Origin of the sequence: Shewanella sp. GutDb-MelDb (assembly GCF_002836075.1) — a bacterium.
Taxonomy (GTDB): Bacteria; Pseudomonadota; Gammaproteobacteria; order Enterobacterales; family Shewanellaceae; genus Shewanella.
The window spans coordinates 31,849-44,673 of sequence record NZ_PJBM01000265.1; the positions used below are offsets into that span (position 1 = coordinate 31,849).

General features: G+C 44.4%; 10 protein-coding genes and 2 tRNA genes. 1 reads left to right on the plus strand and 11 read right to left on the minus strand.

The features are described from left to right. Positions 1–3 precede the first annotated feature (3 nt). On the minus strand, positions 4–2,109 hold the full coding sequence (gene pnp, locus CXF82_RS21755) for a polyribonucleotide nucleotidyltransferase (RefSeq protein ID WP_101090004.1): 2,106 nt from the start codon (positions 2,107–2,109) through the stop codon (positions 4–6). Positions 2,110–2,306: 197 nt separating this feature from the next. Here pnp and CXF82_RS21760 point away from each other — a divergent pair, with 197 nt between their 5' ends. Next, positions 2,307–4,352, plus strand: a complete 2,046-nt coding sequence (locus CXF82_RS21760; protein WP_101090003.1) for a putative bifunctional diguanylate cyclase/phosphodiesterase — start codon at positions 2,307–2,309, stop codon at positions 4,350–4,352. 139 nt (positions 4,353–4,491) lie between these two features. On the opposite strand, the gene rpsO is transcribed toward CXF82_RS21760, so the two are convergent. The 10 genes from rpsO to tpiA form a co-directional block, all read right to left on the minus strand. Continuing rightward, a complete protein-coding gene (gene rpsO, locus CXF82_RS21765; RefSeq protein ID WP_101090002.1) occupies positions 4,492–4,761 on the minus strand; it encodes a 30S ribosomal protein S15 in 270 nt (89 codons plus the stop codon). A gap of 127 nt (positions 4,762–4,888) precedes the next feature. After that, the gene (gene truB / locus CXF82_RS21770; RefSeq protein WP_101090001.1) at positions 4,889–5,839 is read right to left on the minus strand and encodes a tRNA pseudouridine(55) synthase TruB; all 951 of its coding nucleotides are present in this window, start codon (positions 5,837–5,839) and stop codon (positions 4,889–4,891) included. Beyond that, positions 5,839–6,267 (minus strand): 30S ribosome-binding factor RbfA, encoded by a 429-nt coding sequence (rbfA, locus tag CXF82_RS21775; protein ID WP_101090000.1) that lies wholly within the window; start codon positions 6,265–6,267, stop codon positions 5,839–5,841. Before rbfA ends, truB begins: the two co-directional genes overlap by 1 nt. Positions 6,268–6,331: 64 nt before the next feature. Beyond that, positions 6,332–9,013, minus strand: a complete 2,682-nt coding sequence (infB, locus tag CXF82_RS21780; RefSeq protein WP_101089999.1) for a translation initiation factor IF-2 — start codon at positions 9,011–9,013, stop codon at positions 6,332–6,334. Between the two features lie 26 nt (positions 9,014–9,039). After that, complete coding sequence (gene nusA, locus CXF82_RS21785; protein ID WP_101089998.1) at positions 9,040–10,539, minus strand: transcription termination factor NusA; 1,500 nt, start codon at positions 10,537–10,539, stop codon at positions 9,040–9,042. Between the two features lie 27 nt (positions 10,540–10,566). Beyond that, positions 10,567–11,022, minus strand: a complete 456-nt coding sequence (rimP, locus tag CXF82_RS21790; RefSeq protein ID WP_101089997.1) for a ribosome maturation factor RimP — start codon at positions 11,020–11,022, stop codon at positions 10,567–10,569. Between the two features lie 162 nt (positions 11,023–11,184). Further along, positions 11,185–11,261, minus strand: a tRNA-Met gene (locus CXF82_RS21795). A gap of 105 nt (positions 11,262–11,366) precedes the next feature. After that, positions 11,367–11,453, minus strand: a tRNA-Leu gene (locus CXF82_RS21800). Between the two features lie 109 nt (positions 11,454–11,562). Next, entirely contained in the window at positions 11,563–11,898 is a 336-nt protein-coding gene (gene secG / locus CXF82_RS21805; RefSeq protein ID WP_102044934.1) for a preprotein translocase subunit SecG, read from the minus strand. A 2-nt stretch (positions 11,899–11,900) separates the two neighbouring features. Then, positions 11,901–12,683, minus strand: a complete 783-nt coding sequence (gene tpiA / locus CXF82_RS21810) for a triose-phosphate isomerase (protein WP_101089995.1) — start codon at positions 12,681–12,683, stop codon at positions 11,901–11,903. Positions 12,684–12,825: the final 142 nt, after the last annotated feature.

A 12,825-nucleotide genomic window follows, 5' to 3' on the forward strand; every position in this document is an offset into this window, starting at 1 on the left:
GGTTTATTCTGCAACAGGAGCTTCAACTTTAGGCGCTGCTTCTTTCATAGAAAGACGCACACGACCTTGGCGGTCAACTTCCATTACTTTAACTTTAACTTCTTGGCCAACTTCTAAGTAGTCAGACACATTCGCAACACGCTCTTCAGCGATTTGAGAAATATGAACTAGACCATCTTTACCAGGAAGAATCGTTACGAAGGCACCGAAGTCAACGATACGAACAACTTTACCGTTGTAGACAGTACCGACTTCAACTTCAGCAGTGATCTCTTCGATACGACGGATAGCTTCTTTAGTTGCTTCGCCGTTTGAAGAAGCAATCTTCACTGTTCCATCATCTTCAAGCTCGATTGTAGTACCAGTTTCTTCAGTAAGTGCACGAATTGTTGCACCACCTTTACCGATAACATCACGAATTTTCTCAGGGTTAATCTTAAGAGTCGTGATACGTGGAGCGTGATCAGAGATATCGTCACGATGTGTTCCAATTGCTTGGTCCATTACGTTTAGGATATGAACACGTGCACCGTAAGCTTGTTGCAGTGCAATTTCCATGATGTCTTTAGTGATACCTTCAATCTTGATATCCATCTGCAGAGCAGTAATACCGTCACGAGTACCAGCAACTTTAAAGTCCATGTCACCAAGATGATCTTCATCACCTAGGATGTCAGAAAGAACAACGAAATCGTCGCCTTCTTTAACTAGACCCATTGCAATACCTGCAACAGAAGTCTTAATTGGAACACCTGCATCCATAAGCGCAAGAGACGTACCACATACAGAAGCCATTGAGCTTGAACCGTTAGATTCAGTGATCTCTGATACAACACGAATGCTGTATGGGAAATCTTCAGGCGAAGGCATAACCGCTTGCATACCACGCCATGCTAGCTTGCCGTGACCGATTTCGCGGCGCTTAGGCGAACCAACAAAACCTGTTTCACCAACAGAGTATGGAGGGAAGTTATAGTGCAGCATAAAGCGATTTGTGTATTCGCCCATGATGCTGTCTACTTTCTGAGCGTCACGCTCAGTACCCAGTGTACAAGTCACAAGTGCTTGAGTTTCGCCACGAGTAAACAGTGAACTACCGTGAGTACGTGGAAGAACACCAGCCATAACGTTAAGTGCACGAACCATATCTGGCTCACGACCATCGATACGTGGGTTGCCAGCAATAATACGGCTACGAACGACTTTCTTCTCTAAGCTACCAAGAAGGCCGTCGATTTCGCGCAAGTTAGCTTCTGGGTTTTCAGCTAATAATGCTTCTTTAGCAGCAGATTTTACAACGCCAACTTGAGTGTAACGATCTTGCTTAACTTCGATTTGGTAAGCAGCGGCCATGTCGGCCTCAGCCAAATCTTTAATCTTAGCAACAAGGTCTGCGTCTTGAACTGGAGCTGTCCAGTCCCATGCAGGCTTGCCAGCTTCAGCTTTAAGCTCGCTAATAGCATTAATCACTACTTGCTGCTGGTCATGGCCATAAACCACACCACCCAACATAACTTCTTCAGGTAGAGAAGCAGCTTCTGATTCAACCATTAGAACAGCAGCATCAGTACCCGCAACAACTAAATCAAGATCACTCTCAACAAGTTGACTTACATTTGGGTTAAGCACATATTCGCCACCGATATAACCAACACGTGCCACACCTAGTGGACCATTGAACGGCAGACCAGAGATAGCCAATGCTGCCGAAGTACCAATCATCGAAATAACATCAGGATTGATTTCAGGATCGACAGAAACTACTGTGATAATTACCTGAACTTCATTCTTGAAGCCATTTGGGAATAATGGACGGATTGGACGGTCAATTAGACGTGCAATCAGTGTTTCGCTTTCAGATGGACGACCTTCACGCTTGAAAAATCCGCCTGGGATTTTACCGGCTGCGTATGTTCTTTCCTGGTAATTAACTGTAAGCGGGAAAAAGTCACGGCCTGGCTCTTCAGCTTTCTTTCCAACAACAGTCACTAATACTGTTGTATCACCCATACTTGCTAAAACAGCGGCGTCTGCTTGACGTGCGATAACACCCGTTTCTAATGTAACGGTGTGCTGACCATATTCAAAACTCTTTACGATTGGATTCACGTGAACCATTCCTTAAATTTAATTACCTTAATTACGCGCGTAAGTATACTTCAAGTTTATTCAATAGATAAAGGGAATGATTAATGACAAAGCCGATTCTTTTCTCTAAAGTGAGCAGATTACTAATAGTATGTTTCCTGGAATACAATCACCCGCCGTTCTAAGCAAGCATAAGGCATTGAAATAAAGGAAAATAGTTGACAAAGGAAAATTTTAAATCACTGACTTGGAAGCAAACAATACTTGTTGTTTCTTCAACGTTATTTTTTGCTGTTGCTATTTTTCTTGTTGAAATATCGTTAGCTTTTGTCAACGCACGCCAGCAACTTATTGCAACGCAGCAGGAATTACTCGATTCGGTAGAACAACCTGCGGCTAATGCGGTCTGGGCAATGGACGAAACTTTAGCCGCTCAAACGATTCAAGGTTTGTTGAAGGTCGATAATATTGATTCAGCTACCATAGAGTTAGATGATGGCAGTCGCTTTGTTGCCGTCAACAGCACTCCGTCAGCAAAAACATCGACGTTATTCCAAGGTATCAGTGATGAACTGTTTGGTGATCTCAATCAAATATCTCGCTCGCTTTACCGCCCTTTTTTCACCAGTAGTCGTTATAAGAAAGAGATCATTGGTAAACTCACTCTCAACTACGATGTTCAAGAGTTGACCAGTTCGCTATTCTCAACGTTACGTTATAGCCTCTGGGCCACCCTCGCTCGCGCGTTCTTACTCACATTAGTACTGTCAATTGTCTTTCACCGTTTCTTAACTCAACCTATCGCTAGAATAAGCGAAGCCATTGATAGAATAGATCCTGAATCACCGGGTGATAATCTGCTGCCAAATTCTCGGCCGCACATGGATGATGAGCTTGGGCTTGTCACCAGTAAATTCAATCAAATCCTGGTTCAATTTGCCAAAACACAGAATAAACTGCGTAAAATGGCCACCAGAGATTCATTGACAGGCTTGCCTAATCGGGCCCTTTTACTTGAGACCATCGCGGTGACAATTCAACGAGCTAGAGTAAATAAAGCTCAGTTTGTGCTGCTATTCATTGACTTAGATAGGTTTAAAAATATTAACGATTCGCTCGGCCATGCATTGGGTGATCAGTTTCTAGTGCGGATAGCACGGGTCCTCGAGAGTGCAGTCGGAGAGCGAGGGACTGTGGCTCGTTTAGGCGGAGATGAATTTGTCATTTTGGCCGATGGATTAACCTCGCCGACCCTCGCCGCCGAGTTCGTCGAGAAACTTCTGCTGCAGCTCAATACACCAATGCATCTCAATGAGTATGCAATTCATCCTGCCGCGTCCGTTGGGATATCTCTCTATCCTGACGACGGGTTAGCCGCTGAAGATCTTATTCGCCACGCCGATATTGCAATGTACAGTGCAAAAGCGGCTGGTTCTAATCAATGGGCATTCTTCAAGCAGCAGATGACCGAGAGAGCAGCCGTGCGGCTAAGAACCGAAGCATCCTTACATGACGCACTGATAAATGAAGAGTTTGTCCTGCATTTTCAACCTAAGCTTGATATAAAAACCGGTGAACTCGTCGGTTGCGAAGCCTTGATCCGATGGAAAAAAGATGGCCGGCTTATCAGTCCGATGTCGTTTATACCGGTCGCCGAAGAGACAGGCATTATCATTCCGCTCGGGCGCTGGGTGATAGAGGAGAGTTGCCGAACCATTCAGAAATGGCAACAACAATACAATGTCTCGCTGCCTATTGCTGTCAATGTCGCCTCACAACAGTTTGAACATACGAGTCTCGTACCTGACATAAAACAAGCAGTATTGCGCTACCAGATTGCAGCTGAACTATTAGAGATTGAGATCACTGAAACGTCACTCATTGATGACGTGCAACTCGCGATTAAAAAACTTGAACAGTTACGCGCTGCAGGGTTTAGCATTGCCATTGATGATTTCGGTACTGGTTACTCTTCGCTGTCATACCTGCGTCAACTGCCAATCACTACCATGAAAATTGACCGATGTTTTGTCAGTGATTTACCGCAAGAGAGTGCCATTGCTTCAACCATTTTAATGCTAGGAAAACAATTAAATTTAAAGATTGTTGCAGAAGGAATTGAAAACGAAGCACAGCTTAAATGGCTGCAAGAGCGTGATTGCTCAATAGGTCAAGGGTATTTCTTTAGCAAGCCTTTGGCATTAGAAGCCTTCGAAGATAAATACATTAAACGCTATCATCAAGCGACTAAATCTTTGGGATAACTCGAGCCGCAACCCAATCTAATCCCCTTGCAGTTCTATCAATGACCACACGAATTGTAAATATTATCCAGCTTATTACAGGCACAAAAAAAGGAGGCTAAGCCTCCTTTTAATAGGTCAAACGTAATCTAATAAAAGATTAACGACGTAGACCTAACTTCTTGATTAGCTCTTGGTAGCGAACGTTTTCAGTACGCTTAAGATATGCAAGAAGTTTACGACGTGTGTTAACCATACGTAGTAGACCACGACGTGAATGGTGATCGTGGATGTGCTCTTTAAAGTGACCTTGAAGGTGGTTAATCTGTGCAGTTAGCAGAGCTACCTGAACTTCAGAAGAACCTGTATCGTTTTCACAACGACCGAATTCAGCCAGAATAGTAGCAGTTTGTTCAGCATTTAGTGACATGTTGTCTCTCCAAATAATGCGTTAATAAATCTTTAGCCGATCACTAACTCAGCTAAAGTGAGCGCGTATTCTACCTATTAAGCGAAGGAGTAGCAACTAGATTCCCCTACCGCACGATAAAACAAGGCTATTCGTCAGATTCAGTTCTCAAAACGATAAGGCGCTTAGGCGCAAGCAGGCCGTCATCATTCATTTGGCCTACACCAACAAACTTACGTTCATCACCTAAAGTGATCCGCACAAGCTCATCAACGGGCAAATTAGCAATCTGTATTGGGTTGCCATTCATTAAGAATGGCGCCATGTCATCAGAGACGTTAATCTCTTTAAAGCCACTCACTGCTGTATCCATCGGCAATAGAAGGGGATCCAATACCTCTGCTAAGGTTAAAGACTCCTCTTCAACCTGAGTAACAAGCGCTTCAAGCTGTGCTAGTGACACCATATTATCGTATGGGTAACCCGCAACTTGAGTGCGACGCAGCATAATGACATGTGCACCACAACCTAGCATTTCACCTAAATCATCGGTAATCGTGCGGATGTAAGTCCCTTTAGAACAATGTATATCTAGAGTTAACTCATTGCCTTCTAGGCTAATAAAGTTAAGCTCAAACACATTGATCTGCCGCGCTTCACGCGGAACCTCAATGCCTTCACGGGCGTACTTATACAAAGGTTGCCCTTTATATTTAAGCGCTGAGAACATTGAAGGAACTTGCATGGTTTTGCCACGAAAATATTCAAGAGCGGTATCTAACTGCGCTTGAGTAAAATCCATTTCTCGGGTCTGAACCACTTCACCATCTGAATCGCTAGTATCAGTGCGCTCACCAAGTTTAGCCGTGACTAAGTAACGTTTATCAGCATCGAGTAGGTGCTGGGAAAACTTAGTCGCTTCGCCTAAACAGATAGGCAGCATGCCAGTCGCTAATGGATCAAGCGCGCCAGTATGGCCAGCCTTGTTTGCATCAAAAAATCGCTTTACTCTTTGCAAAGCAAAATTTGAGCTCATGCCAGTATCTTTGTCTAGCAGTAACACGCCATCAACGTGACGGCCACGAGAACGACGACCCATTACTTGTCGTCCTCAGCCTTGTTACTGTCTTGCTCAATGTCTTCTTCAGTGCCGTGCTCTTGCTGCTTAGCTGCATCATTACTGATCACGCGGCTAACAAGGTTTGACATACGCATACCTTCAACCAATGAACTGTCATAGATAAAACGCAGTTCAGGCATCACACGCAATTTCATGCGCCCAGCGACAAGTGAACGGATATAGCCCGCTGCATCATCTAATGCTTTGACCTTTTCTTTAACAAGACTTTCGTCTTCTTCAAAGAAAGTCACGTAAACTTTTGCATAGCTTAAGTCACGCGAAACATCGACATCATTAACGGTGACAAAACCGATACGAGGGTCTTTCATGTCACGCTGTAGCACCTGCGCCAACTCTTGTTGTAGCTGTTGTGCTATGCGGCGTGTACGACTAAATTCTTTTGCCATGATATATTTGCCCTAAATAGTAAGGGCGGCTAACGCCGCCCCTATAAGTAAGTTACAAGATGCGTTACAGAGTACGCGCTATCTCAACGGTTTCGAAGACTTCAATCTGATCGCCAACTCTGACGTCATTATAGTTCTTCACACCGATACCACATTCCATGCCGTTACGAACGTCAGCAACATCGTCTTTAAAGCGACGAAGAGATTCAAGCTCACCTTCGTAGATAACAATGTTCTCACGCAGAACGCGGATTGGAGCGCTACGCTTGATAGTACCTTCGGTCACCATACAACCAGCAATTGAGCCAATCTTAGGAGACTTAAATACGTCACGAACTTGAGCAAGACCAATAATTTCTTGTCTAAATTCTGGCGCTAGCATGCCGCTCATCGCGTCTCTAACTTCATCAATCAACTGATAGATGATGCTGTAGTAACGAAGATCTACACTTTCGCTGTCAACCACTTTACGCGCTTGTGCATCTGCACGAACGTTAAAGCCGATCATAATAGCGTTAGATGCTGCCGCTAGAGTAGCATCTGTTTCAGTGAGTCCACCTACGCCACGAGCGATGATGTTAACTTTAACTTCATCAGTAGAAAGCTTGTTCAGTGAATCAGCAATCGCTTCAAGAGAACCTTGAACATCAGCTTTAAGCACTAAGTTCAACTCTTCAACTTCACCTTCAACCATATTGGCGAACATGTTTTCAAGCTTAGACTTCTGCTGGCGAGCCAACTTAATATCACGGAACTTGCCTTGACGGTACAATGCAACTTCACGCGCTTTACGCTCATCACGTACAACAGTCGCTTCATCACCAGCAGATGGCACACCTGAAAGACCTAAGATCTCAACAGGAATCGACGGACCCGCTTCAGTGATTGTTTTACCGTTTTCGTCGCGCATAGCACGGACTTTACCGTACTCAAGGCCACAAAGAACGATATCGCCCTGCTTCAAGGTACCTTCTTGTACAAGTACTGTTGCAACTGGACCACGGCCTTTATCAAGCTTAGATTCAACAACAACACCTGCAGCCATACCTTCACGAACCGCTTTAAGTTCTAGTACTTCAGATTCTAGAAGGATACCTTCAAGAAGATCATCAATACCTTCACCGCTCTTAGCTGAAACGTGAACAAACATGTTGTTTCCGCCCCAATCTTCTGACATTACGCCATGTTGAGACAGTTCAGATTTAACGCGCTCAGGATCAGCTTCTGGCTTATCCATTTTGTTAACGGCAACAATCAGTGGCACACCGCCTGCTTTAGCATGCTGGATAGCTTCGATTGTTTGTGGCATAACGCCATCATCTGCAGCAACAACTAGAATAACGATATCAGTCGCTTTAGCACCACGAGCACGCATTGCGGTAAACGCAGCGTGACCAGGTGTATCTAGGAAAGTGATCATACCGTTGTCAGTTTCAACGTGGTAAGCACCAATATGCTGAGTAATACCACCGGCTTCGCCAGAGGCTACTTTTGCACGACGAATGTAATCAAGTAGTGATGTCTTACCATGGTCGACGTGACCCATGATAGTAACCACTGGAGCACGTGATTCAAGTTTAACTTCGCCATTACGGTCAGCAAGTACTTGATGCTCAAGCTCGTTTTCGCGAGTTAGGATAACTTTATGTCCCATCTCTTCGGCAACAAGCTGGGCAGTTTCTTGATCGAGGACTTGGTTAATAGTAACCATAGAGCCCATCTTCATCATCTGCTTAATGATTTCTGTCGCTTTAATTGACATCTTTGAAGCTAGTTCAGAAACTGAAACTGTTTCACCGATGCTAACTTCTGCCTTTACAACAACAGCTGACTTGTTGAACGCGTGATCCATTGATTCAGGTGCTACGCTGCGCGTATTACGTGAATTACGTGAATTACGGCTATCGCGACGGTTGTCTTTACCGCGCTTACCTTTACCACCTGGGCGACCAGAACCGGCATTAGCATTAGCGTTAGCATTAGGAGCTGCATTGTTACCAGCATTTGCAGAAGGTTTACGTGGACGACGTCCACTCTTTTCTGCTTTTGCATCGGCTGTATCTTCAGCAGCACGTGCTTCTGTCGAGGTGGTCACATGGTGATCACCCGTCTTTTCAGCTTCTTTACGTGCTTTTTCTTCATCAGCCCAACGCTTAGCGTTTTCTTCAGCAAGACGACGCGCTTCTTCTGTCGCGGCAACTGATTCAACATCAGCCTTAGCGATAGCAACTTCATCTTTAGCAGCTTGAAGCTTATCAGCTTCATCTGTAGCGGCTTTTTCATCTGCAGTTTGCACTGGAGCAGCTTCTTTCTTTGCTACTTTAGCAGTCGCTTTCGCGGCTTTTGCTTCTTCATCAGCTTTGTTCTTCGCTTCAGTTTCAGCTTTTGCTGTCGCAGCTTTAGCGTCTTCTTCAGCTTTTGCTGCTGCAGCAAGCTCTGCTTCTTGCGCTTCATCACGCTTAACAAAAGTACGCTTTTTACGCACTTCTACTTTAACGTCTTTTGATTGACCGCCACTGCCTGCAACGCTCAAAGTCGACACTGACTTGCGTTGAAGTGTCATTTTAGTTGGTGCAGCTTCGCCACCGTGTTGCTTCTTAAGAAAATCAAGCAACTGCTGTTTTTCAGATTCTGAAACCGTATCATTTGTCGATTTCTTAATGCCAGCCTGAGAAAACTGTTCGACGAGTCGATCAGCGCTTTTCCCAACTTCTGCGGCTAGTTTGTCTACTGTAGTATCTGCCATGTATAAATTCCCCTCTGTTGATCGACTTATGCTTCTTCGCCAAACCAACAGATATTACGGGCAGCCATAATGAGCTCACCTGCTTTTGCTTCTGTTAATTCTACAATTTCGATCAAATCATCAATGCCTTGTTCGGCTAAATCTTCTAGCGTGATTACGCCTTTGCTTGCCATTACGAATGCCGAGTGTTTATCCAAACCTTCTAACGCTAGAAGGTCATCACTTGGTGAAACACCGTCAAGTGCTTCCTCAGTCGCAAGTGCGCGAGTCGAGATCGCCGCTTTTGCACGTTCTCTTAAAGACTCGACGGTATCTTCGTCAAATCCATCTATTTCTAATAGTTCTGATGTTGGTACGTAAGCAATCTCTTCTAAAGAGGTAAAGCCTTCGTCAGCCAGAACTTGAGCAAACTGTTCATCAACGTCTAGCGCCTGAATCAGTAAATTAACCACTTTAGCGCTTTCCGCTTGGTGCTTAACTTTCATGTCATTAACCGTCATGACGTTTAGTTCCCAACCAGACAGTTGAGTCGCTAGACGAATATTCTGACCATTACGACCAATTGCTTGCGCTAGGCTATCAGCCTCTACAGCGATATCCATTGAGTGGTTGTCTTCATCTACGATGATTGACGCCACGTCAGCAGGTGCCATACAGTTAATAACATACTGCGCTGGGTTATCGTCCCAAAGAACGATATCAACACGTTCACCGCCAAGCTCGTTTGAAACGGCTTGAACACGTGCGCCACGCATACCAACACACGCACCGATAGGATCGATACGACGGTCGTTAGATTTTACTGCAATCTTTGCACGTGAACCTGGATCACGAGCTGCGCCCATGATTTCGATCATCTCATCGGCAATTTCAGGTACTTCAACACGGAAAAGCTCAATCAGCATTTCAGACTTAGTGCGTGTTAGAAATAACTGAGCGCCACGCGCTTCTGGACGTACAGAGTAAAGCAATGCACGTACACGATCACCTGGTCGGAAAGACTCACGAGTGAGCAAGTCTTCTTTGAACAATACGCCATCGGCATTACCGCCCAAATCAACAACAACACTTTCGCGATTACTTTTCTTAACCACACCGACAATTAACTCACCTTCGCGATCGCGAAATTGGTCAACAATCTGAGCGCGTTCAGCTTCACGTACTTTTTGTACGATAACTTGCTTTGCCGTTTGCGTCGTAACACGGTCGAATGCTACTGAATCGATTTCATCTTCAATAAAGCCGCCAAGCTCAATTTCAGGTTCATCATATACTGCCGCTTCGAGAGTAATTTCACGGAAAGGGTTTTCTAATGGCTCGCCAGTGTCTTCAACAACCATCCAACGACGGAATGTTTCATAGGCACCAGTTTTGCGATCAATAGCAACACGAACTTCGATGTCACCTTCATATTTTTTCTTGGTTGCTGTGGCTAGTGCAACTTCCAACGCTTCAAAAATCTTTTCGCGTGGTACACCTTTTTCATTCGAAACAGCCTCAGCGACTAGCAGGATCTCTTTATTCATTCTCTTGCCTCGTTCACCTTGAATTCATCAAAACTTAGCGATTAAATTGCCTTTACGGATGTTATCCAAAGCAACTATCAGTTCATTACCCTCTACTGACAGAGTGAGCATTTGCCCCTCGACGCCAATAACGGTACCTTTCAAATTACGACCGCCTGCGACAGGCATCGTTAATTGTACTTTTACAGTTTCGCCGGTATAGAGCAGATATTGTTCAGCAGTGAACAATGGCCGATCGACACCAGGCGAAGAAACTTCTAGCGTGTACTCAGTTGAGATTGGGTCTTCAACATCCATAACAGCACTAACTTGACGACTGGTATCGGCACAGTCATCAACAAAAATACCTTTTTCATTGTCTATATATAGACGCAAGATAGAGTGCTTACCTGCTTGAATATATTCCAAGCCCCAGAGCTCGTGACCTAATGCTTCAACTGGCGCTTTGAGCATCTCTACCAGTTTGCGTTCTAATGTAGCCAAGGTTACCCCTCAGAAAAACAAAAAAGGGCCTAATTAGCCCCAGTAAAAAGTCACTTTCATGACCGTTTTGTAACTCCCAGATAACAAAAAACCCCGTAATGACGAGGTTGATATATCCAGAAACCTGTAACAGTATAGGATCTAAATCCTTTACTGGGAAGCTGGTTGCGGGGGCCGGATTTGAACCGACGACCTTCGGGTTATGAGCCCGACGAGCTACCATACTGCTCCACCCCGCGACAACTTGTGCAAGTATATTGAGAATTACCTCGACTTGCAATAATAAAGCGCTTTATATACCACTTTATTATCTTTGACTTGGTCATTAAACAAAATCAAAGATTTGGTGCGGATGGGGGGACTTGAACCCCCACGAGCTTGCGCTCACCAGCCCCTCAAGCTGGCGTGTCTACCAATTCCACCACATCCGCATAATTTGTACATCGATTGTTTTTACTAATGACTACGTTAAGAGGTTAATAGTCATTTAAACAATCTCTATTAATCAATCGATTAATAGTCCCCATAAAAATCTATGGGTTAGTCAGGGATTTTATCTTCTGACTTTGCAGCTTCTTGCTGAACTTGCTCAACAGCTTGTGCTGCATCGCTACCTAAATCGTTCCAAGCGTCTTCAGCTTGTGTGTGATTTGCACTTAAGTTACCAATGGTTAAACTTAGAGCAAAAAAACCAATTGCTAAAACAGCTGTTGAACGAGTCAAGAAGTTACCAGAACCTGATGAACCAAACAGAGTATTTGATGCGCCGGCGCCAAAAGAGGCTCCCATATCTGCACCCTTACCTTGCTGGATTAAAATAAGTCCTACTAGACCTATAGCAACCAACAAGTATATAACCATTAGAACTTCATACATATTTATGCGCTCATCGCTATCGTACATAGACTGAGAAATTCAGTAGCATTGAGGCTTACACCGCCAATCAAGCCACCGTCTACATCAGGCTGCGCAAATAAATCCGCAGCATTACTCGGTGTTACGCTACCACCGTACAAAATCCTGATATTTTCTCCGATAAAGGGAGAAACTTCAGACAGGCGTTTGCGAATAAACGCATGAACTTCTTGTGCCTGCTCTGGTGTAGCACTCTTACCTGTTCCTACAGCCCAAAGCGGCTCATAGGCGATAATAGCGTTGTCAAAAGCCATGGTGCCATTTTTTTCAATGACAATATCTAACTCTTCGGCAATAACTTCAAAAGTTCTTCTTGCTTCACGAGCTGGACCTGATTCACCAACACATAATATCGGCGTCAAACCATGTTTTTGAGCAGCAGCAAATTTCTCTGCTACGATGTCACTCGTCTCTCCGTACATACGGCGACGTTCTGAATGTCCGATAATAACATACCGGCATCCTGAATCTTTTAACATCTGCCCAGATATTTCACCAGTATAAGCTCCGAAGTCATGTTGACTGACATTCTGCGAACCCATTCTGACAAGACAACCGTTTAAGGCTTCTTTATTTTCATCTAGCAGCTGTCGAACACTTTCTAAGTAAATAGAAGGCGGACACAATACCACTTCAGCTGAATCATTTTGGAGCTTGGTAGCGAATTTTTTGAATAGCTCTTGTGCAAGTTGCGCACTGCCATTCATTTTCCAATTACCAGCAACCATCGGACGTCTAAGTGCCATCACGGTCTCCTCTGAAAGCGGCGTGAATAATATCGAACCACTTGTTAAGTTACAATAGCTAAAAGCGTAATTTTTAATAAACTAGGCGAGAACGCATATTTTTTACGCGACTAAGGAGTTATATTCACAATGCAACTCCTTT